Below are 22,278 nucleotides of genomic sequence, written 5' to 3' on the forward strand. Positions count from 1 at the left end.
CAGAGTGTCGATGTGCTGCGGGGTGTGGCCGTGCGGGATCGACCGCGGATACGCACGGTGGCAGAACAACAACGACGATCTGGGAGAGATGAAATGAGCGCGAACCCGTTCGATGACGAGGAAGGCCGCTTCTTCGTACTGGTCAACGACGAGAACCAGCATTCCCTGTGGCCGGCTTTCGCCGAGGTGCCGCACGGGTGGCGGATCGTCTTCGGTGACGCCGTCCGGGCCGCCTGCGTCGACTATGTCGAGCGGAACTGGACGGATATGCGGCCCAGCGGTTTGCGCGAGGAGGTCACCGCCGATCAGGGGTCGGCCCCCGTTCGATGAATCGGCACGGTCCGGCGGACCGCGTGGCGCCGGCACCCGGTCGTAGAACCGGGCGCCGCGCGCCCGCGGATCCCGCCGATCGATCGGCACGGACGCGGTTTCCGGCCGATACCCGAGGGCGGGCCGGCGAAAACCACGTCCGGTGGCTCTGCCCCGGCCCATCGGGCCGGGGCAGAGCCGTGGTTCAGCAGTTCGACGGCGCCGGGTCGCCGCGGAAACGGCCCTCGAGCCATGTCATTACGGCGGGTAGGCCGAGGACCGCCGCGGACAGATGTTCCGGCGATACGGTGAGTTCGGTTTGCAGCGGTACACCGGCCGCGCAGTAACGCTGGTTCGTGCGGACGATGGAATCCACCGGAATCAGCGGGTCGGTGGCCGAATGCCATTCGAAAACGGGTATTTCGGGTACGCCGTCGAATAATTCGAGACTGTTCTCCTCGAGCACCGCGCGAGCGTCCGGACTGTCCGCCAGAGACATACTGCTGGCGAATTCGGCCACACTGCGTCCGGCCCCGGTGTCCAGTATTTCGTTGATGCATCCGTTCGCGAGCCTGTTACGGGTCAGCAGTCCTCGCGTGTTCATCGACTCGCTGATCGGAAAACGGTTCGGGTATTCGCGTTCGAGGCCGATTCCGGCCGCCATCACGAGGCCGAAGGCCGGATGCGGGCCGGTGTTCACGGCTTCGATCATGCGCACCAGATTCATCGGTACACCGCCGACCGCCGCACCCGCGATATCCAGTTCGGGCGCATAGTCCGGGGCGAGTGCGGCCGCCCAGGCGGCGGCCATGCCCCCACCGGAGTAACCGGCCATGGCGACGCGGCTGTCGCGCAGGCCCAGGCCGGCCGCGCGTACCGCGCGGATGCCGTCCAAGGTGATCTGGCCGCCCAGGCGGGCCGCACCGTAGGCCGATGTCGGGCCGAGATGGTCGGGCAGCGCCACACTCCAGCCGCGAACCAGGACCGCGTTCAACGCGGCGGCCTCGCGGACCTGGAGAGCCGGGTCGGGACTGTAGAGCGCCCGGGAGACGGCACAGCGGGTGCCGAGCCCGTTGATGATGTGCTGATAGGACAGCAACGGTCCGCCGGGAGCGCGCCCCTGCGGCGTGAGTACGGTGGTGGTTGCCGCGATCGGCCGGCCGGTCGAATCGGCCGAGCGGAATTTCACCAGGGTCACCGTGGCGCCCGGGAAAATCGGCAGCGGGGGCATCTCGCGGGTGTCCAGCACCTCCCCGGGCGATTTACCGGAGATATCGTCCGGCGCGGCGTAAAACGGATCGGGATCGGGTAGCGGGTAGATGGGCACGGCCACGGCCGGGCCCGCGCCGATCACGGATACCACGGCCATACTGCCGAGGAGTACGGCGCCGAAGGCGCGCACCAATAGATTTCGATCGGATCTCGGAATCTGCACGCGACAAGTATCAGGGATCGTCGCGCGAATTCTTGTACATGCGCGGTCCAGTCTTGTTGTGTCGCGTGTTCTTTCCGATCACCGCGGTGGAGTTTCGCCGAAATATCGGTAGCCGGCGCCGGGTCTGCGTGCAGGCCCGGCGATTCCGGTTACCAGGCGACGTTGATATGGCCGGGGCTCCACAATCCGGAATGTTGTTCCCGGGTGACGCTCGGCGCGGCCGGGCGGGCCGAGGTGTCCACGGGCGTCAGCCGCTGTAGCTGCCCCCAGTCGTGACTCCAGTCGTCCTTCAGATAGGTGGCCAGGGTCCGGGAGCGCAGCAATTGGCGACTCCAGCCCAGCGGCCCGCCACCGTCGTGGCGTTGCCAGAGGTTGGTGGTGTTCGCGGCGGGACGGTCGGGCAGGATGCGCCAGCCGGGCGCCTGGGCGATGCCGTCCTTGTGGTCGAACGGGCGCTGGCACGGGAACTGCAGGCCTACCGCCCAGTCGAGCAGCACCGGCTGGTCGGAGCCGATCAACTCGTCGAGCGTGCGCGTCTGCGGAATCCGCGGCGGGGTCAACGCGATCCACTGCTCGGGATCGAGTGTTCTGTCCTCGGCGACGATCCGGACCACATCGGCCCGGTCCGGAATCTCGTCGAGCGGAACGCGCAGATTGCGCCACGACGGCGTCGGGCCGATATCGATGGGGATCACCTGCCCGATCGAGCGGGCCCCGGACGCCGGATCCGTGACACCGTACTCGATATCGACGGGTTGTCCCGGCATGACCTCGCCGTCCTGGGTGATCGCCCGGAACCGGCCCGCCGCGGTGATGGCCATGATTCCGGCGCGGTCGGCCGGGTCGGGCAGCCGGTACCAGCCGGTGGTCAGTTCGGCCGATTCCTGCTGACCGGCGGTACCGAGTACGGGGGTGGTGTCGGCCAGGCCGAACGGCAATGGCGCCCCGCCGGTTTGGGTGACCGAGGTGCCGTCGGAGGTATCGCTGAGGGCATCGGCGAGGCTGTTGTCGTCCACGGGCTGATCGTCGTCGGACGTGACGTCGGCGACCCCGCCGGGGACGAAGCCGTCGGCGTTCGCCGCGAATGCCGTGGCGGCGTCATCGGTCAGCGGCGGGAGCATCGAGGTGTTCGGGTCGGATTCGACCAGGACATCGTTGGCCAGTCCGCACGGTTTCCCCAGTACGGCATCCACATTCGAGCGGGCGAGGGAGAACGCCGGATACTGGGTGGCCGCGGCGGTGGCGAACGAGCCCACCTGGAAGATCACGATCACGGCCGCCGCCACCGTCAGCGGCGGAATCTTCACCAACCGCCAGGCCCGCGGCGAAACCCGGTGTGGGGTACCCGGTTCCGGCGCCCGCAGATGCCACCACCCGGCGAGTACCAGGCACAGCACGGCCACGGTCAGGAATATCTCGCTCATCCCGACGCCGCCGATCGCCGGAGCCGTATCCCACCAGGGAATACCGTGGCCGGACGCGTAGAACCATTTGTTCACGCCGGTGAAGATCTGCGCCAGCGCCACCGCCACGATGGCGGCGAACAGCGCGCGGTACCGCGGCGCCCGCATCACCTTCGGACCCACCGCCACCGCGGTGACCACGGCGACGGCGCCGGCCAGCCCGGCGAAAACACCGTTGTGGTGGGTGAACTTCGTGGGCACGGTCGCCATCAGCAGCATCGCGCCGAAGGTGATCCCGAGCAGGCGTTTCGCCGGGCCCGAGGTGACGAAGGGGATGCGCCCGCCCTTGCGCAACAGCACGAAGGCGCACACCAGCAGCCCGAGCCACATCGCGACGACCCCGAAACGGCGTCCGATCGAACCGTCGGCGGTGGCGGTGAACAACCGCTGATAGGCCTGGTAGTCGTCGAACCACGGCACCGACGGGCCGACCGCGTTGTGCACCCGGGTCATCTCGAACATCGCCGACAGCGGTTGGACGCCGAATGCGAAGACCAGCACCAGCGTTCCGGCCGCGGCCAGCGGGGCCAGTAGCGCGCCGTAGGCGGAAATCCGTGCGGGCCACCCGCTATCCGCGCCACGCCGTGCGGTGGCCGCCGCCACAGCGCGGGCCCGCCGGAGACCGAACCGCACCACCGAGCGCGCCCCGGCCGCCAGCGGCGCGAAACAGATCACCCCAGACGGCGCCGCGGTGAGACTGAATGCCGCGATCAGGATCGCGATGGCATACGGGAGCAGGCGTCTGCTCGCGATGGCGTGCTCGACGAAAACCCAGGTGAGCAGGACGGCGACCGCGATCACCGGTTCCGGTCGCAGCCCGTTGTTATAGGGCAGCCAGATGGCGAGGAAGCCCATCGCACCGGTGCCGACCACAATGCGGTCGCGGCGCAGCCCGGCGCCGAGCCGCGGGATCACCTCACGGCTCAGGGTGAGCCACGCGAGGACCCCGGCGAGCAGGGTGGGCAGGCGCACCCACGGACTGGCGATACTGATCTCGGTCAGCTGCGCGATCACGTCGTAGGGCGGCGTACCGACCGGGTTCTCCGGCACCCCGAAGAACCGGAAGTAGTTGGCCATATAACCGGAGACCAGCGAGGTGCGGGCCATACCGAATTGGTAGCCGTCGTCGGAGGTGGTGGAACCGATGAAATGCCACAGCAGCAGGGTCGCGAGGACACCCGCGTCGATACCGGTGACGGTGCGCCAGCGTTGCGGTACGAGGCGCCGGATCCGGCGCCCGTCGGACCGGTCGAGCCGTAGCAGTGCGATCAGGGCAACCGCCGTCAGTACCACCGCCAGCACGGTCGCGGCGCGTTTGGTGAACGTCGGGGTGACCGAGAACCGGCTGTCGACCTCCACCTCGACACTGGCACCGGCCGCAGTGGTCAGATCGCTGAACACCCCGACCACCTGCGGCCGGAAGTCCCCGGCCAGGAAGAGCGGTTCGGTCTCGGTACCGGTGAGCTCGGCGGTTGTGGCGGCGCTGTCGGAACGGACCGTGAGCGTGGCCGCACGGAGTTGCTGGAGCGGCACACTGAACATCGATTGGCTGCGCAGTACCACCTCGAGGCGGGCCGGCCGCCCGTCCTGCGCGGGTTGCACCCGGGCGACGAATCCGTACTTCTCGAGGTCGGGCGCATCCGCGGGCATGGTCGCCGCGATCAGCCCACCGGTCTCGGCCAACTGGTCCAGTGCCGCGCCGGGAACGGTGACATCGAAGGTGAGCGGTGCGTAGGACACCAGCGGCGCGGTGATACTGCGGGTCGATCCCTGCTGTGGCCAGCCGATAGTCGTCTTGTCCACATGGACCGGGAGCAGCGGTACCGCGACCGCGAGCACGGTCGCGAACAGGCCCGCGACCAAGGCGATCCACTTCGCCCATCTACTGTGTGCCGGCCCCGGTGGTGGTGGTTGCTCGCCCGTGGGCGCCTCGTCCGCCCGCACCATGGTGTCCGTCACGGGGCGCGATCGTATCGTGACGCATTCGTAACCGGAGGAATCGGGCGCGGGATTCTCAGCCCGCGCTCAGGTGGGAAAATTCGCGCGACCGTGTGAACAGCGAGGACGGCGATTCCCGATGTCGGCGGACCCGGCCGGGGCGGCGACCACCGCCGCCCGGTCGGGTATCGGCGCCGGGCGAGCGCGGTCGCCGACTCGATACGGCATGATCCGGCACCCGGCACCCGGCGCCCGCCGCGGCGTCTATTCCGGCCATGGACCTGCCTCGATGGCGTCCACGAAATCGGTGCGGGTGAAGCCCGGCTGGAAACGGGCGAGCACATCGGCGTTGATGGTGCCGAACGTGGTGTCGGGTCGATCGGCGAAACCATGGGCGAAGGCGGCCAGGATCTGCTTCTTGAAATCGGGTCGCGGATGAGCCTCGACCACCGCGCGGATATCACCGGGGTCCAGGTCGTGGTAGCCGATACCGAGGACATCGGTGGCGACACCGGCGTTCACCAGCGCGATCTCGGGTTCCATGTGTTCGGGGATACCGGGGGTGGTGTGCAGGGCGATAGCCGTCCACACCCGCTGGGCCGCCGCGGTGTCCAGTCCGTGCGCGGTGAGGAAACGACGCGCTTCGTCGGCGCCGTCGACTTCGAATCGTTGATGGGTGGTGCGATAGGCGTCGGTCAACCCCAGATCGTGGAAGAGCGCGCCGACGTAGAGCAGTTCGGGGTCGGGATCCAGGCCGCGCCGCCTACCCCACAGCATCCCGAACAGGTACACCCGCCGGGAGTGGTGGAACAGTAGCGGCGATGCGCTGTCGCGCACCAGATCGGTGGCCTCGGCCACCATCCGGCTGCCGGGTATCACAACTCCTGCGATGGTCTCGCTCATACCGAAACCTCCTGTACACGAGATGGCCGCTGTCGTGCGCGGAACGTCGAGAAGGCCGGCGCCGCTGTCGTTTCCTGGGTGCGCCGGTGGCCCCGCGCCGCAGTAGGTACTGCCCGGATCTTGTCGAAGGTGCCGGCCGAGGGCGGAACGAGCATAGATCGCGAGCAGGGACGGGGGAGTCGTGGTCGATCGGCGTGTGGCCCGAAATTTCGAGAATCATATTACCGATTTCCGTCATTCAATCTTTCCGTAATCGACAACGTAATTATCGGTGGAGCCGGTATGTGCCGTCGCGGCACCGCAGATCGAAGGAGATCGCCGTGGGTGAGGACGAGTCCGTCTACCGGGACCCTTTCGACCGCGCGATCGCCCGCGACCGGTGTCCCGGTGTCGGTGAGTCCGTGCAGTGCCGCGGGCAGCGGCTGCCGGTGCAGCACACCGAGTCGCTGGGTGGCCCGGGTCAGGGCCACGTACAGTTCGGCCGCGCCCCGCGGTCCGTCGGCGAGGATCCGTTCCGGCTCCACGACCAGGACGGCGTCGAACTCGAGGCCCTTGGTCTCCGAGGCCGCGACCGCGCCCGGTACATCCGGTGGGCCGATCACCACGCTGGTGCCTTCGCGGTCCGCTTCCGCTTCGACGAACTCGGCCACGGCGTCCGCCAACTCGTGCTCGGTCACCCGCCTGGACCACGGCCGGACTCCGCAGGCGCGCACCGACTCCGGTGGCTCGATCCCGGGCGCGAACTCGGCCAGCACCGCGGCGGCGACGGTCATGATCTCCGCGGGGGTGCGGTAGTTCACTGTCAGCGATCGGTACACCCACCGGCCCGGTACGTACGGCCGCAATACCGCGTCCCACGACCGCGCCCCCGCCGCCGACCGGCGTTGCGCGAGATCGCCGACGATGGTGAAGGACCGGCCCGGGCAGCGTCGCATCAGCACCCGCCAATCCATCTCGGACAGTTCCTGGGCCTCGTCGACCACCACGTGCCGGTAGGTCCAGTTCCGGTCGGCGGCAGCGCGTTCGACGAGTTCGCGGGTATCGCGTTCGAGGAAGCGATCCGCCAGGTCCTCGGCGTAGAGAAGATCCTGTGCGAACAGGTGATCCTCGTCGTCCATCATGTCGGCGCGGTCGACCATGATGTCCAGTACGCCCGCGGCGTACTGCGCCTCGGCCGCGCGTGCACGGTCGGCGGCCCGCACGTCCGGATCGCCTCCACCCAGCAGATCGGCCAGCTCGTCGAGCAGCGGCACGTCCGAGACGGTCCAGGCCGCGCCCGCGGCGCGGAACAGGGCCGGGTCGGCGCCCGCCGCGCGCAACCGCTCGGGGGACGAGTACAGCGACGACAGCAGGTCCTGCGGGGTGAGGACCGGCCAGAGCAGGTCCAGCGCCGCGGTGAACGCGGAGTTGTCGGCGAGTTCGGCGGTCAGGTCCTTGCGCATGTCCTCCCATGCCGCTTTGTCGTCGCGAGTCAGCCATCCCCGGCCGATGCGGCCGATCGCTCGTTCGGTGAGCACGTAGGTGACGATCTCGCGGAACACCGCCCGGGCCTCGTTGTGCGGCAGTTCGCTCGCCCGCGCCTCCTCCCGGGCCCATTCGGCGGTTCCGGCATCGATGCGCACGGTCACATCCGCCAGTTCGATCGGCAGCGGCCGTTCCGGTAGCCGCTGCCGATCCGCGATCGCCGCGGCGAGTACGTCCAGGATCCGCAGCGACCCCTTGACCCGCGCCGCCTCCGGAGCGTCTTCGGCCGTGACCCGCAGGCCCGGCACGAAATCACCGGTTGTCATGAAGACCACGTCGGATTCGCCGAGCGAGGGCAGCACCCGGCCGATGTGGTTCAGGAAGGCCGGGTTGGGTCCGACGACCAGCACACCGTGGCGCTCGATGCGCTCCCGCCGGGTATAGAGGAGATACGCGACACGGTGCAGCGCGACGACGGTTTTCCCGGTACCGGGACCGCCCTCGATCACCAGCACACCGGGATGGTCCAGCCGGATGATCTCGTCCTGTTCGGCCTGGATCGTGGCGACGATATCGCGCATTCCCTCGCCGCGCGGCGCGGCGACCGCCGCGAGCAGGGCGGCATCACCGCGCGCGTCGCCCGCCGGGCGCCCCAGTACCTCGTCGGTGAACTCGACCAGCCGGCGCCCGCGGGAATGGAACTGGCGGCGCCGCCGCATGTTCTCCGGGCTGGCGGCGGTCGCGACGTAGAACGGGCGCGCGGCCGGCGCCCGCCAATCCAGCAGCAGAGGTTCGTACTCGTTCGCTTCGTCGTACAGGCCGATCCGCCCGATATAGGAGACCTCGCCCGCCACCGAGTCCAACCGGCCGAAACACAGTGTGTTGTCGGCCACGTCCAGTCGCTTCACCTCTCGGGCCAGCGCCCGGACCTCGGCATCACGGTCCAGCAGCGTGGTGCCGTTTCCGCGCAGGGCAGCGTGGTATCTCCCCTTGGCCCGGGCGCGTTCGGCATCGAGCCGGGCGTAGAGTTCGTCCACGTAGGCCCGTTCGGAGTGCAGCTCGTCTTCGTATCCCCGGTCCGCCATATACCCTCACTTCGTTCGACGATCGCTGCCGTTGTCGCGGCGGCCGGGTGCGCTCCCCGGCTTGCGACCGGACGATTCTGCGGCATCACCCGGGCCTTGCCGCAAGGCCCCCGGTGCGCTATAGATTGATAGTGGAAGGGGCTGGAATCGCCTTTTCCACCATCGCCTTCATCTGCCGCAGTCGTTCCGGTGGCCCACCCACTCGTTTCGATCCGCTCGGTCCGCCCGTGCGGAGTCGTCCCGTACCCGGCGGAGGGTCCTGGTGGGTTTCACGGCGCAGCCCCGGCGAGCGAGCTCCCCGGCGAATATCGAACCTGCCGCGTCGGGAACGTACCGCCGGTTCTGCACACCTCGCCGAGCCGGGTAATCGGCAGCTTCGCCGGCCACCCGAGTGGGTTCGCCCGCGGTCTACTGCCCGGCAGCTCGCGGTGGCACCAGGCGTAGCGTCTGACCGGCGGCGGGGGCGCGGGTCACGAGCCAGACCACGACGCTCTGCTCCTGGCCACTTTCCAGCGTCTCGAACGGTACGTCGACCGCACCCAGCTGCGGGTGGTCGAAGCGGAGGGTCGGCGTGACCGGATGCCCCGGGCCCTGCGGACGCCAGCGCGTCGCGAACTCGGGAATCGTGTGCAGGGTGTCGATGGTCTCCCGCAGGCCGGTGTCGCCGGGCCAGCGCAGACTCGCGCGGCGCAGGGTCTCGGCGAAGGTATCGGCGGCCTCGGTCCAGTTGCGCAGCGTTTTCCGTGCCATCGGATGGCCGTAGACATAGCGGGCGAGATTCACCGTGTCCCGGTCGTCCAGCAGGCCCAGCGGTGTGACGAAATCCTCCCAGGCCGCGTTCCAGCTCAGCACATTGAGGCGCCTGCCCAGGACGAACGCCGCGGTGGGCGCCAGGGCTCGCAGGACTGCCTCGATCGTCTCGGGTACCTGGTCCTGCTCATCGGTGGGCTCCGGGCAGCGCGATTCGTTGCTACTGGTCAATGCGAGCCAGCCGAAGGTGCTGCGTTCCCGCTCGTCGAGCAGCAGGGCGGTGGCCAGCGCTTCCACCACCGCTATCGAGGGATTGGTGTCCCGGCCCTGTTCGAGCCGGGCCAGATAATCGGCACTGACACCCGCCCGGACGGCCACCTCTTCGCGTCGCAGTCCGGGGGTGCGCCTGCGCCCGCCCGCGGGAAGTCCGATATCGCTGGGTCGCAGTTCGGCGCGGCGTCTGACCAGGAACTCCGCGAATGCGCTTCGGGTCATAGGACCATCGTGCCCTGTTCCGGGCCGCGCAGCCGCGCCTTGTCAGGTCCAGGATAACGGGGGTCTGGTAACCGGACCCCGGTCCGGCGATGGTCGATGACATGACCACTCCACCGGAAACCACCGGCACCACCACTCTGCGTCCCGGCGCCTGGGCACTCGACAGCGCGCACTCCTCGATCGCCTTCACCGTGCGGCATCTCGGTATCGCCAAGGTGCGCGGCGGCTTCACCCGCTTCGAGACCGAGTTCGTCGTGGACGAGTCCGGCGCCGCGACCCTCGGCGCGACCGTACATCTCGACTCGTTCGACACCGGCAACCCCGACCGCGACGCCCATGTCCGCACCGCCGATTTCCTCGATGTCGCCAACCGTCCGACCCTCACCTTCCGGGCCGTCGAACCGGTCCGTATCGCCGAATCGTTCACCGTGCCGGGTGAGGCCACGCTGGGCGGGATCACCCGGCCGATCACCCTGGACGTCGAATGGGGCGGTATCGGCGACTTCGGTCCCAGCGGCGAACGGCACGCCGGTTTCTCCGCGACCGGCACCATCAAACGCACGGAGTTCGGTGTCGGGGGACCATTGCCCGGGATGCTGAGCGATGCGGTCAAGATCGAACTGGAGATCCAGCTCATCGAGCCGAAGTAGGCCGGACCGCCGCCGCGGTACCGAACCGCCGCCGCCGGGGCCGGACGTAGCGGACGTCCGGCTCGCCGCGGCTCCCGCGCGCCGCCTGCCGGCGGTCGCCCGACGACTTGAGATTCGGCGTCACCCGAGCACGGTCCGCTCCCGGCGCAACACGGCCCGGGCCAGTTCGGCCGGGGTCCCCGTGGTGGTATCCACCACGGTGTCGTAGGGGTGGCCGTGCGCGTGGACGGTCGGCAGGTGGCCCCGCGCCAACCCGGCCGGGTGGCCGCGAGCCAGTTCCCGCCGGTCGGCGACAGCCGGCGGGCAGGTGACCCGGACCAGTTGGACCTCCAGGCCGGACAGGGCGTCCAGCCACATCGGTAGCAGGTCCGGGGTCAGCAACATCTCGTCGACGACGAGATGATCGCCGCCATGGGCGAATGCGGCGGCCGCGGCACACGCGGAGCGCAACATCCGGCGTCCGACGCCGCCGTAGCGGATGACCACCGACGGCCGGCCCTGCGCGTCGTGGCCGGTGCGGTCGTACCAGAAGCCGTCGCGGCTGCGCGGGCCGTCCCGCCCGCCACCCCAGTTCGGCGGAACCAACCCGAACAGAGTGTCGATTCCCCAATAGACGAACGGAATATCGCTCTCGTCCTGGATGGCCCGGGCCAGCGTCGTCTTACCGGAGCTCGATGTTCCGTTGAGGAAGACGACCCGGCAGGGGAGTTCGGGACTGTGCACCGGATCACGGTAACCGTGCGCCTCGCGGTTTTCGGAAGGTTTCACGGCCGAGACGGGCGGACGCCGGGCGTGGCCCGGCGGTGTGCCGGGGCCGTAGGAGGATGATGGGTCCGTGGCTTCCGAACCGAATGCACCCGATATGAAACCGCGCAGCCGCGATGTCACCGACGGGCTGGAGAAAACCGCGGCCCGCGGCATGCTGCGCGCGGTCGGTATGGGCGACGACGACTGGGGTAAGGCCCAGATCGGCGTGGCCTCCTCGTGGAACGAGATCACGCCGTGCAATCTGTCGCTCGACCGGCTCGCCGGCGGATGTAAGGACGGCGTATTCGCCGCCGGTGGTTTCCCGATGCAGTTCGGCACCATCTCGGTCTCCGACGGTATCTCGATGGGGCACGAGGGAATGCACTTCTCCCTGGTCTCGCGCGAGGTGATCGCCGACAGTGTGGAAACCGTGATGCAGGCCGAGCGGCTCGACGGGTCGGTGCTGCTCGCGGGCTGCGACAAATCGCTGCCCGGCATGCTCATGGCCGCGGCCCGGCTGAACCTGGCGAGCGTCTTCCTCTATGCCGGTTCCATCCTGCCCGGCATCGCGAAACTGTCCGACGGCAGCGAACGCGAAGTGACCATCATCGACGCCTTCGAGGCGGTGGGCGCCTGCGCGCGCGGTCTCATGAGCCGGGCCGACGTGGACGCGATCGAGCGGGCCATCTGCCCCGGTGAGGGCGCCTGCGGCGGAATGTACACGGCGAATACGATGGCCAGCGCGGCCGAAGCGCTGGGGATGTCGCTACCGGGCAGCGCGGCGCCGCCGGCCACCGACCGCCGGCGTGACGGCTTTGCCCGGCGCAGCGGGCAGGCCGTGATCGAACTGATCCGGCGCGGTATCACCACCTCCGACATCCTGACCCAAGAGGCGTTCGAGAACGCCATCGCGGTGGTGATGGCGTTCGGCGGATCCACCAATGCCGTACTCCATCTGCTGGCGATCGCGCACGAGGCCGGCGTGGCGCTGAGCCTCGACGATTTCGCCCGAGTCGGGCGGCGCGTCCCGCATCTGGCCGATGTGAAACCGTTCGGCCGGCACGTGATGACCGATATCGACCGGGTGGGCGGAGTGCCCGTGCTGATGAAAGCCCTACTGGATGCCGGACTCCTGCACGGTGACTGCCTCACCGTCACGGGCCGGACGGTGGCCGAGAACCTGGCCGATATCGCGCCGCCCGATCCGGACGGCAAGGTGGTGCGCGCACTGTCGGCGCCCATCCATCCGACCGGCGGTATCACCATCCTGCGCGGTTCGCTCGCGCCCGGCGGCGCCGTGGTCAAATCGGCCGGTTTCGAATCCGATGTCTTCGAGGGCACCGCACGGGTTTTCGACCGGGAGCGGGCCGCGATGGACGCCCTGGAAGACGGGACCATCTCGGCAGGCGATGTGGTGGTCATCCGCTACGAGGGGCCCAAGGGCGGCCCCGGGATGCGGGAGATGCTGGCCATCACGGCGGCGATCAAAGGCGCCGGGCTCGGTAAGGATGTCCTGCTGCTGACCGACGGACGGTTCTCCGGCGGTACCACCGGTCTCTGTGTCGGCCATGTGGCCCCGGAGGCGGTCGACGGCGGCCCGATCGCGTTCGTCCGCGACGGTGACCGCATCCGGCTCGACGTCGGCGCGGGCACCCTGGACCTGCTCGTGGATCCGGCGACGCTCACCGGCCGCGGTGAAGGCTGGGCGCCGCTGCCCCACCGCTACACCCGCGGGGTGCTCGCCAAGTATGTGCGTCTGGTGGGTTCGGCCTCGAACGGTGCCGTATGCGATTGAGCCCGTGGCGGATTCGGCCGTGGACGGAGTGTGGGGAACGCGGCCGGGGGTAGGCTCGTCGTGGACGCTCCGAGACACCACGAACCGGGGGTGACCATGACGACGAAGATCGCGAACACCGTAGGCGCACTGATGTCCGCGCTCACCACACCGGCCGGGCAGGCCGACCCCTACCCGCTCTACCGTGAGCTCCGCGAACTCGGTCCCGCCGCCCACACTCCGGACGGGACGCTCGTGGTCAGCGGTTACCGGCTCGCCGCCACTCTGGCGCGCGACCATCGGCTGCTGAAGCGACCGGAACACGGACTCGCCGCCGCCGGGTTCGCCGACTGGCGCGAACATCCGGGCCTGCGCCTGATGTTCACCAGCATGCTGGTGCGCAATCCACCCGATCACACCCGGCTGCGCAGGCTGGTCTCCGGCGCTTTCACCGCGCGGCGAGTGGCCGGGCTGCGCCGGGCGATCGCCCGCACCGTCGACCGGTTGCTCGGCGATCTGGCCGGCCCGGACCCGGTGGATTTCGTGGAGGCCTTCGCGTTCCCGTTGCCGGTCACCGTGATCGGTGAGCTGCTCGGGGTGCCCGACACCGACCGGCTCCGGTTCCAGCCGCTGGTGCGGGACTGGGCGGGGGTGCTCGACCTACTGGACGGCCCGGGCGTCGCCCGAGCCGATGACGCGGCCACCGAGATCAGCGAATACTTGCGCGATCTGGCCGCGCGGCGGCGCCGGGAGCCGCGCGACGACCTGCTGTCGGCCCTGGTCGTACCGGCCGCCGATGGCGCGCGCCTGGACGACGACGAATTGATCACCATGGCGGCCCTGCTGTTCGCCGCCGGGTTCGAGACGACCACCGGGTTGCTCGCCAACGGTCTGGCCGCGCTGCTCGAACACCCGGACCAGGCGGCAGTGCTGCGGGAGAACCCCGAGCTGGCCGGTACGGCGACCGAGGAACTGCTGCGTTACGACTCGCCGGTGCAGCTGCTCACCTCCCGCACCGCGCCGGAGGAACTACACAGCGGTGGTCTGGCGCTGCCCGCCGGACAGCGCGTCGTCCTGCTGCTGGGCGCGGCCAATCGGGATCCCGAGGTCTTCGCCGAACCGGACGTACTGCGCCTGGACCGGGCGGGCGAACCGCCGCTGTCGTTCGGCGGCGGCGTGCACTACTGCCTGGGCGCGCCGCTGGCCCGGCTGGAAGCCCAGCTCGCCTTCCCCGCGCTGCTGCGCGCGTTTCCGGCGCTGACGCAGGCGGGTCCGGCGGTGGCGCGGAAGGGACTCGCGCTACACGGCCTGACCGCCCTGCCCGTCACCACCGGACCACGGTCCCGCTGAAGACCACCTCGAACCGGCAGCAGCCGCACGTGTGGGATCCGGCTATCCGGACCGCTCGGGTCCGGCCGCCCGGCCGACGGTGTGCAGGTGTCCGAGGGCCCGGGCATAGGAATCGAACAGGCCCGTCTCGCAGTAGGGCACGCCGATCTCCGCGCAGTATTTCGCGACGATCGGCTGCGCCCGCCGCAGGTTCGGCCGGGGCATGGAGGGGAACAGATGGTGTTCGATCTGGTAGTTGAGGCCACCGAAGGCGGTATCGATCACGACTCCACCGCGGACATTGCGGGAGGTGAGAACCTGGCGGCGCAGGTAGTCCGTCGAATCGCCGGCCGGGAGTACCGCCATACCTTTGTGGTTGGGCGCGAAGGTGGTTCCCATGTAGAGCCCGAACAGACCCTGCTGTACGGCGATGAAGCCGAGGGCGTGCAGTGGCGGGAGCACCAGGAAGACGACGGTGAGGTAGCCCACGGCGTGCACGGCCAGTAGCGCGGCCTCCACGCCGCGCCGGGGGATATCGCGCCGGACGATCGCCCGGACACTCGAGAAGTGCAGACTGAGGCCCTCCAGGAGCAGCATCGGGAAGAACAGCCAACCCTGGTAGCGGAAGATCACCCGGCGCAGGCCGCGCCCGGCGCGCGCCCGGACGGTCGAATGGGCCAGTACACCCATGATGTCGGGATCGGCGTCCTCGGTATTGGGATGCGCGTGGTGACGGTTGTGGTTGCTCGTCCACCAGCCGATGCTCACGCCGATGGCGAGATTGCCGAAAATCACGCCGAGCAGGTAGTCCGCCCGCCGGCTGCCGGCGATCTGCCGGTGCCCCGCGTCGTGGCCGAGAAAGGCGAACTGGGCGAAGAGCGCGGCGAGGAAGGCAGCCGTGGCCAGCTGCCACCACGAGTCGCCGATCAGGACGAACGCGGTCCATCCGGCGGCCAGTGCCAGCAGTGCGGCCCCGCCCTTCCAGAGATAGTACCGGGGGCGCCGGTCCAGCAGGCCCGCGTCGCGCACCCGCCGCAGCAGCACCGCGTAATCGCTGTGGCGTGCGGGACGGACCGGGGCCTCGGGAGGCGCGGAGGCCTCGATCCGGTCGACAGGAACAACATGTGTGGCGGCGTTTGCCGTCATTTCCTCACCGATCTGTGCACGGGTGTGGCTTCACCGGCCGACGGATCGGCATTACGCGCGCCCGCCGTCCTTGCCGACTTTCGCGTTCACCCTACCCGCGTCCCGGGCGCCCGGCCGCCGGCCCGACAATCGGGCGAGGGTGCGCGCGGCCCGGGTGGAGGGGGCATCCCCGGAACGGTCCCACGATGAGAGACGGGCCGGTGTGCCGATCGGCGGTTCGCCGAAATCCATGACGGGATTTCGTGCCGGTGGAGACGTTCACCGAGATCTGTTGCGGGGTAGCCTCTTCTGAGGTGGATCGACCACTCGGGGAGGTATCGTGCTGTTCCTATCTGCTGCTTCGGCAGTTCTCGTCGGCCTCGTGCTGACCGACCTCTTCGGATTCGGGGTGGGCGGCTGGTTCTTCGCGATCGGGGTGGTGCTGGCCGTCACGGCCGGGGTGCGCAGGTTCCGGCAGAGCCGGGCTCCGCTGCGTGCCACCCGCCGGCGCGGTGCCACCGGCGCGGCCGCGGCGGGCGGGTGGTACATCGGAAGCGGTGGCGGCGGTGGCGACAGCGGCGGGGGCAGCGGCTGTGGCGGTGGTGGCGGCTGTGGTGGCGGCGGGGGTGGGGGCTGCGGTGGTGGCGGGGGCTGAGCATGGCCGGCTTCGGCCCGGGCTCGGGCAAAACTAGAACCTGTTCTTGCTAAGCGGGCCCGGTTGCCCGATGCTGGGGCGATGGATATCGGGATCGCACTACCCACCATGTGCCGCGGCTACGACCGGGCGGCCACCGTCGATTGGTGCCGGCTCGCCGAGCAGGGCCCCGTCGCCAGTATCTCGTGTGGCGAGCGGATGACCTTTCACAATCAGGAGATGTGGACGACCCTCGCCGCGGCCGCCGCGGTCACCGAACGGGTGCGGATCTTCGCGAATTTGTCGGTGCTGCCGGCCCATCCGGTGGCGTTGGTTGCCAAACAGGCCGCGACGATCGATGTGCTGTCCGCGGGACGCTTCGCTCTCGGCGTGGGCGTCGGGGGCCGTGGCGACGACTACCGCAGTCTCGGTACGGGATTCGAGCGCCGCCACGATCGGCTGGATCGCGCGGTCGCCGAGTTGCGCGCGCTGTGGGCCGGGGAACCGGCCGTCGCCGGAGGTGATCCGCTCGGGCCGCCGTGCGTGCAGCCCGGCGGCCCGCCCGTGCTCGCCGGCGCCCTCGGCCCGAAATCGCTCGCGCGCGCCGCCCGGTGGGCCGACGGAGTCGTGGCGTTCAGCGTGGGCGGGGTGCCCGCCGAGATCCGCTGGTCCGCCGAGGCCGCGCGCCGCGCCTGGGCCGAGGCGGGGCGAGACGCGCCGCGCCTGGTGAGCGGGTGTTTCTACGCGCTCGGTGTGCCCGATCCGGAGGAGGTGCTACGCGATTTCACCGCGGAGTACCTGGGCTTCCTGGGCGGCGAGGCGGCCGCGGGAGCGGCGTCCTCGATGAAGACCTACGATGCCGCGGCCCTGCACCGCACGCTGGACGCCGCAGAGGAAGCCGGACTGGACGAGTTCATCCTGGTTCCGAGCGCGGTTCCGCTCTCCGTCCTGGAGGAGACGCTGGAACTGATCGCGTCCCGCTGACGCGCGGGTGATCAGCCCTCGGGATAGAAGACGAACAGCACACAACCCGTCACGGTCTGCGGTATGTGCCAGGATCCGGCCGGTGCGTGGATGAACGATCCGGCCGGGTAGTCGCGGACTCCGTCGTTGAAGGTGCCGGACACCACGAACACTTCTTCGGGCCCGGGCCGGTGTATATCGACGCCCTCCCACCGGCTGCCGGGCGTCATCTCCAGAACATGGGCCGAGGCACCGTCCGGGCCGGACCACAGTGAGCGCAGACGGATACCGGGAAACAGCTCCCGGGTAGGTGCGTCGGCCAGGACAGACCAGGCGTAACCGGGCATGGTCGGGCCGTTTTCGGAGCGCGGGGTGACGGTCATAGGGCCAGCATGCCGAGCCTGGGGCATGGGGTACCAGCGTCAGGAAAGTCATCCTCGGGTACTTTTCTGCCATGACCGATCAGTGGACCGGCCCGGCCGGACGGCATCGCGTCGCCGCCCTGGTGACCCCGCCGCAGGCACCGTTCGAACTCGGCTGTGTGGCGGAAGTCTTCGGTACGCCGCGCGAGGGGCTACCCGGCCGCTACGACTTCCTGGTCTGTACCGAACATCCGGGCGAGGTCACGACCACCGCCGGGTACACGATGCGGGTGTCGGCGGGACTCGAGGCGCTGGCGTCCGCGGAGACGATCGTGATCCCCGGCTGGCTGCCGTTCACCGCGCAGGTGCCACCCGCCGTGCTGGCGGCGTTGCGCGCGGCCGCCGCCCGGGGAGCGCGCCTGGTCTCCATCTGCACCGGCGCGTTCGCCCTGGCGCAGACAGGCCTGCTCGACGGACGGACCGCGACGACCCACTGGGCGCGCGCCGGCGAACTGCGGGCCCGCTTCCCCCGGGTACAGGTGGAACCCGGGGTGCTGTACGTGGACCACGGAGACATCGCCACCAGCGCGGGGGCGGGCGCCGGTATCGATCTGTGCCTGCACCTGGTGCGCAGTGATCACGGCGCGTCGTATGCGTCCGAACTCGCCCGGCACATGGTCATGCCACCGCACCGGGAGGGCGGGCAGGCCCAGTTCGTCCCGGCGCCGGTCACCACCCACACCACCGGTGAATCCGTCGCCGCCCTGCTGCACTGGAGCATCGCCCACCTCGACAGGTCCATCACACTGTCCGATCTGGCCGGCCGGGCGGGGGTCTCACCGCGGACCCTGGCCCGGCGATTCGAAGAACAACTCGGTACCAGCCCGGGGCGCTGGCTGCTGACCCAGCGGGTCACCGCGGCGCGCCGGCTGCTCGAGGAGACCGATCTGCCCGTCGAGGCGATCGCCGCCCGGGTCGGGCTCACCTCCGCCACCAACCTGCGGCGCCGGTTCCACACGCTGCTCGGCACAACCCCCGCGGCCTACCGGCGTGCGTTCCGCGGCTGACGCGCCGCGCGGCAGGCCGACCGGCCGCTCCCACGGGCGGGAGGACGGATCGAGGCGGCGGCTGGGCTAGGCTCGCACCGCTGCGCCCGGCATGGGCGGCTCACCCGAAACACCGCTGTTCCGGATCTATCGCATATAGCCGGTTTCACGGCTCAGTCGTCCGCCGAGTGAAAGCGAAACAGGTATGTCCAGCCAGCGGCCGGTGCGGTCGAAATCCCTCGTCCTCGTCTTCGCGACCGTGTTCCTGGTCGATGTGGCCGCGCTCGCCGGCGGGGGGCGCGCCGCGGCGTCCGAGCTGGATACCGCCTGCGGCACAGCGCTGTCGGCCGCGGAAGTCACCGAGATAGTCGACCTGTCCGATACGTCCACGGATTACGACGAGAGCTCCGGTTCGTCGCTGGACCGGCTGGAACGGGCGGTCGAACGGCATCGGCGGATCACCGAGATCCTGGTGGCACACCGGGATCGGCGTGGCCTGCTCGCCCTGGGACTCGACGCGGTCGAACAGGCCGCGGTGATGCCGCTGCAACGTGATCCGGCCGCGTTCGACGACCCGGAATGGGCGCATCGCATCAGTCTCGATCTGCTGCTGCGGTTCCTGCGCAATGTGCACGCGGAATTCACCGGTGCGCCCAGCGAACCCCAGTGGCACCACTATTTCCGGCTCGCGCACCGCTGCGAGCTGTCGCCGGCCCGAGTCGCGATGGCAGGCTACAACGCCCACCTCACCGTCGACCTGTCCAATGCCGTCGCCGCCACCCGTGCCACCTCGGCCAATGCGCCCGACCACTTCCGGATCGTCGACGCGATCGCGAGTCACGGGCCGCTCATCGTCGATCTCACCCGTGAGCTCTACGGCGGCGATCTCGGCCCGCTGTGGCGGTTCTACTTCCTGGGGGAGGGACTCGATGCCGTACTCGGCGCGGGCGTGGCCACCGGCCCGCTCTTGCGACTGGCCGATCTGGGCGCCAATGCGGTGATCTTCGGCAACGGTCTGGCGCTGCAGGATCCGGCGGCCGAAACCGCGGTGCGCGCGGAGATGGATGTGTTGTGGCGCAGTGCCGACGCCGCGTTCGAGGTGCTCGCCGCGAACGGCGCGTTGTGAACGACCGTGCCGCGCACACCATCCGGTGTGCGCGGCACGGAGCGGGGAGTTCCGGGTGGGTCAGGCGCCGACTTCGTCGAGCCGTCCGGTGGCGACGTCGAAGACGAAACCGCGCAGCGACGAGGTCTTGGTGATGAACGGACTGGTTTCGATTCGCCGGAGCGACTGCCGCACATCCTCGTCGAGGTCGGAGAAAGCCTCGACCGACCAGGTGGGTTTGATACCCGTCTCGTCCTGGATACCGCGTTTGAAATCGTCGTCGGTAAAGGTGAGCATCCCGCAATCGGTGTGGTGGATCAGGATGATCTCGGTGGTGCCCAGCAGCCGCTGGCTGATCGCCAGCGAGCGGATCTCGTCATCGGTCACCACTCCGCCCGCATTGCGGATGACATGCGCCTCGCCTTCCTGCAGACCCAGGATCCGGTAGACATCCAGCCGGGCGTCCATGCAGGCGACCACCGCGACGTGCTTGCTGGGCGGCAGGGGGAGCGGACCGCTGAACTGTTCGGCGTAGCGCGCGTTGTTGGCCAGGTAGTCATCGGTCACCGTCATAGGTACCGACCTCCGTTCGTCGACGTCTCGATATGCGAATGTCCGCATTCACATTCCCAAGCTGTCGTTCGCGATCACGACCGATAGAACCGGGCAGAGTCCAACCCTGGCGTGTCGCGAACTGTCCGGGTCGCGCCGAGCGCGGCGGACTTCACAGTACGTGGCCACCGGCGCCCGATCCGGTCACCGCGCCGCGTGCCCGCTGGGACGGGTGCGCGGTGAACGCCGTCGCGAACCGGGCGCCCGGCGGCCGTGCGGGCTGCGCCCGGTTACCGCGCCGCTGCCGGTGCACCGAGCCGTGCGGGGCCGAGCGCATCGGTGAGGAGATGGATCTGCGCCGGATCCGCCGAGCAGGGAAGCAGGATCAGATCGTCGGCACCCACCTCGGCGATCCGGTCCACTTCGTCGCACAGATGCGCCGTATCGGTGAGCAGGTCGGGCCGGACCTGCTCGAACATCTCCGGGCCGTAGTAGTTCCGCGCGTAGGACTGCGCGGCCGCGGCCGCATCGTGTCCGAGCTGGAAATAGCGGACGGCCAGTACCCGGGGGCGGCCGGGCCGGGCGAGCCGAGCCCACTCCGTGCCGACGATATCGAGACCGGTCCGGAGCCCACGCTAACACGCGGCCGTCGCCGCGTCCGGGGTATGAGACCGCGCGGACCGGACCCGTCCGGATGCGATGACGCCGGTCGCACGAGCCTGCCCGGTCAGCGGCGCCGGATACCGCCCGTTCACCGGGGTGGACAGCCATCCGTTACGATCATGACTGCCTCTCGGTCCAGCAACCGGCCGCTGAGTCTGCGAGCGTGCGCTGAGTCGCCGCCGTTTCCTGTGTGATCGGAGGCTGGGGTGTCGATGCGTGCTGGCGAGTTCGGCGGTGACCTTGCGCGGTGATGTTGCCGGGGCGGATCTCGGCCCGGCCGACAATGCGGGCTGGTTCGATCGGGAACCCTTCGTGCTGCTGGTGGAAGACGATCCCGGAGACGCCCTGCTGGTCGAGGAACTGGTAGCCGACGCCGAACGCGGGATGCGCCTGGAATGGGTGCGCACCCTGTCCGAGGCGGCCGCGCGGCTCAGCATCGAGGTGCCCGATTGCGTCCTGCTCGACCTACGGCTGCCCGATGCCCAGGGGCTGGAAGCGGTGGCCCGGATCCGCGCGCACAACGACCGTGTCGCGGTGGTGGTGATGACCGGGCTCGACGAGGAGAGTACGGGGCTGGCGGCCCTGGCTTCGGGGGCGCAGGACTATCTGGTCAAGGGCCGGGTCGAGCCGGAGTTGTTCGCTCGCGCGGTGCGCTATGCCATTCAACGTAAACAGGCCGAACGCACCAGCGCGGCCCTGCAGGCCAGCCAGATGCGGGCCCAGGAGAACGCCCGCCTCGAACGGGGCCTGCTGCCGACTCCACTGCTCGGTGTCGACCGTGCGGTGGATGTGGTGGCGCGGTACCGCCCGGGGCGGGCCCATTCGCTGCTCGGCGGCGATTTCTACGATGTCGTCCAGGATCCCGACGGCATTGTGCACGTCATCATCGGCGACGTCTCCGGACACGGACCCGACGCCGCCGCGACCGGTGTCGCGCTGCGCCTGGCCTGGCGCACCCTGGTCCTCTCCGGCGTGACCGGGTCGCGGCAGTTGCGCTTACTCGAGCAGGTGCTGCTGGCCGAGCGGACCGACCGGCAGACCTTCGCCACCGCGACCGGCCTGACGCTCGATCCGACGACGAGACGGGTCCAGGTGCGGCGCGCCGGGCATCCGGGCATGTTGCACCACAGCGACGGGGGCCTGTGCTGGCTCGAGGTGCCCGGCGGCCCAGCGCTCGGTTTCATGCCCGGCCGGGCCGAATGGCCGGCCGCGGAGGTCGAGTTGGCCGCGGGCGCCGGGCTCATGCTGTTCACCGACGGGTTGTTCGAAGGCCGGGTGGGCCGTGCCGACGACCGGCTCGGGGAAGCCGGTCTGCTGGAGGTCGCCCGGACCGTCCCGGTGGGCCGTCCCGAGGCGTTCGTCGACGAGCTGATCGGGCGAGTCGAGGAACTGGCCGGGGCGGCGGGCGGTCTCGACGACGACCTGGCCATCATTCATGTGTGCTGGAACGACGGGCGAAAGGGTGGACTACGGTGACGAACGCCGA

Annotated in this window: 19 protein-coding genes; 9 read left to right on the plus strand and 10 right to left on the minus strand. The window is 69.7% G+C overall.

The features are described from left to right. Nucleotides 1-93: 93 nt before the first annotated feature. Nucleotides 94-330 (plus strand): MbtH family protein, encoded by a 237-nt coding sequence (locus NF4_RS10445; protein ID WP_063127081.1) that lies wholly within the window; start codon nt 94-96, stop codon nt 328-330. A gap of 184 nt (nt 331-514) precedes the next feature. On the opposite strand, the gene NF4_RS10450 is transcribed toward NF4_RS10445, so the two are convergent. The 5 genes from NF4_RS10450 to NF4_RS10470 form a co-directional block, all read right to left on the minus strand. Next, nucleotides 515-1,678: a lipase family protein gene (locus NF4_RS10450; protein ID WP_063127371.1), complete on the minus strand. Its 1,164-nt coding sequence runs from the start codon at nt 1,676-1,678 to the stop codon at nt 515-517. Between the two features lie 215 nt (nt 1,679-1,893). Continuing rightward, on the minus strand, nt 1,894-5,154 hold the full coding sequence (locus tag NF4_RS10455; protein WP_063127372.1) for an arabinosyltransferase domain-containing protein: 3,261 nt from the start codon (nt 5,152-5,154) through the stop codon (nt 1,894-1,896). Nucleotides 5,155-5,409: 255 nt separating this feature from the next. Then, nucleotides 5,410-6,048 carry an HD domain-containing protein gene (locus NF4_RS10460; RefSeq protein WP_063127082.1) on the minus strand — a complete coding sequence of 213 codons (639 nt, stop codon included), beginning with the start codon at nt 6,046-6,048 and terminating at the stop codon, nt 5,410-5,412. Between the two features lie 221 nt (nt 6,049-6,269). Further along, nucleotides 6,270-8,597, minus strand: a complete 2,328-nt coding sequence (gene helR / locus NF4_RS10465) for an RNA polymerase recycling motor ATPase HelR (protein ID WP_198165289.1) — start codon at nt 8,595-8,597, stop codon at nt 6,270-6,272. Nucleotides 8,598-9,005: 408 nt separating this feature from the next. Beyond that, nucleotides 9,006-9,842, minus strand: coding sequence for a helix-turn-helix transcriptional regulator (locus NF4_RS10470; RefSeq protein ID WP_063127083.1), 837 nt, complete (start codon nt 9,840-9,842; stop codon nt 9,006-9,008). A 101-nt stretch (nt 9,843-9,943) separates the two neighbouring features. On the opposite strand from NF4_RS10470, the gene NF4_RS10475 reads away from it, so the two are divergent. Beyond that, nucleotides 9,944-10,492, plus strand: coding sequence for a YceI family protein (locus NF4_RS10475; RefSeq protein WP_063127373.1), 549 nt, complete (start codon nt 9,944-9,946; stop codon nt 10,490-10,492). A 120-nt stretch (nt 10,493-10,612) separates the two neighbouring features. Here the strand turns inward: NF4_RS10475 and NF4_RS10480 are convergent, their stop codons facing one another. Further along, nucleotides 10,613-11,260 (minus strand): phosphotransferase-like protein, encoded by a 648-nt coding sequence (locus tag NF4_RS10480; RefSeq protein WP_232330400.1) that lies wholly within the window; start codon nt 11,258-11,260, stop codon nt 10,613-10,615. Nucleotides 11,261-11,354: 94 nt separating this feature from the next. Between NF4_RS10480 and ilvD the strand changes: the two genes are divergently transcribed. Together ilvD and NF4_RS10490 are read left to right on the plus strand one after the other, a co-directional pair. Then, a complete protein-coding gene (ilvD, locus tag NF4_RS10485; protein ID WP_063127084.1) occupies nt 11,355-13,034 on the plus strand; it encodes a dihydroxy-acid dehydratase in 1,680 nt (559 codons plus the stop codon). Between the two features lie 96 nt (nt 13,035-13,130). Beyond that, nucleotides 13,131-14,363, plus strand: a complete 1,233-nt coding sequence (locus tag NF4_RS10490; RefSeq protein WP_063127375.1) for a cytochrome P450 — start codon at nt 13,131-13,133, stop codon at nt 14,361-14,363. A 42-nt stretch (nt 14,364-14,405) separates the two neighbouring features. On the opposite strand, the gene NF4_RS10495 is transcribed toward NF4_RS10490, so the two are convergent. Next, nucleotides 14,406-15,488 carry a fatty acid desaturase family protein gene (locus NF4_RS10495; RefSeq protein WP_063127085.1) on the minus strand — a complete coding sequence of 361 codons (1,083 nt, stop codon included), beginning with the start codon at nt 15,486-15,488 and terminating at the stop codon, nt 14,406-14,408. Nucleotides 15,489-15,807: 319 nt separating this feature from the next. On the opposite strand from NF4_RS10495, the gene NF4_RS38550 reads away from it, so the two are divergent. Both NF4_RS38550 and NF4_RS10510 read left to right on the plus strand, forming a co-directional pair. Further along, nucleotides 15,808-16,122 (plus strand): hypothetical protein, encoded by a 315-nt coding sequence (locus tag NF4_RS38550; protein ID WP_198165290.1) that lies wholly within the window; start codon nt 15,808-15,810, stop codon nt 16,120-16,122. Between the two features lie 81 nt (nt 16,123-16,203). After that, on the plus strand, nt 16,204-17,085 hold the full coding sequence (locus NF4_RS10510) for an LLM class flavin-dependent oxidoreductase (protein ID WP_063127087.1): 882 nt from the start codon (nt 16,204-16,206) through the stop codon (nt 17,083-17,085). 11 nt (nt 17,086-17,096) lie between these two features. Here NF4_RS10510 and NF4_RS10515 read toward each other — a convergent pair whose 3' ends face one another. Beyond that, entirely contained in the window at nt 17,097-17,447 is a 351-nt protein-coding gene (locus NF4_RS10515) for a cupin domain-containing protein (RefSeq protein WP_063127088.1), read from the minus strand. 71 nt (nt 17,448-17,518) lie between these two features. Here NF4_RS10515 and NF4_RS10520 point away from each other — a divergent pair, with 71 nt between their 5' ends. Together NF4_RS10520 and NF4_RS10525 are read left to right on the plus strand one after the other, a co-directional pair. After that, on the plus strand, nt 17,519-18,493 hold the full coding sequence (locus NF4_RS10520) for a GlxA family transcriptional regulator (RefSeq protein WP_063127089.1): 975 nt from the start codon (nt 17,519-17,521) through the stop codon (nt 18,491-18,493). A gap of 184 nt (nt 18,494-18,677) precedes the next feature. Next, nucleotides 18,678-19,598, plus strand: coding sequence for a DUF5995 family protein (locus NF4_RS10525; RefSeq protein WP_063127090.1), 921 nt, complete (start codon nt 18,678-18,680; stop codon nt 19,596-19,598). Between the two features lie 60 nt (nt 19,599-19,658). Here the strand turns inward: NF4_RS10525 and NF4_RS10530 are convergent, their stop codons facing one another. Then, a complete protein-coding gene (locus NF4_RS10530) occupies nt 19,659-20,150 on the minus strand; it encodes a beta-class carbonic anhydrase (RefSeq protein WP_063127091.1) in 492 nt (163 codons plus the stop codon). Nucleotides 20,151-20,419: 269 nt separating this feature from the next. Continuing rightward, nucleotides 20,420-20,608: a hypothetical protein gene (locus NF4_RS10535; protein ID WP_063127092.1), complete on the minus strand. Its 189-nt coding sequence runs from the start codon at nt 20,606-20,608 to the stop codon at nt 20,420-20,422. 496 nt (nt 20,609-21,104) lie between these two features. Here NF4_RS10535 and NF4_RS10540 point away from each other — a divergent pair, with 496 nt between their 5' ends. Continuing rightward, nucleotides 21,105-22,268, plus strand: a complete 1,164-nt coding sequence (locus tag NF4_RS10540) for a PP2C family protein-serine/threonine phosphatase (RefSeq protein WP_232330423.1) — start codon at nt 21,105-21,107, stop codon at nt 22,266-22,268. Nucleotides 22,269-22,278 lie beyond the last annotated feature (10 nt).

Origin of the sequence: Nocardia fusca NBRC 14340 (assembly GCF_001618425.1) — a bacterium.
Lineage (GTDB): Bacteria > Actinomycetota > Actinomycetes > Mycobacteriales > Mycobacteriaceae > Nocardia > Nocardia fusca.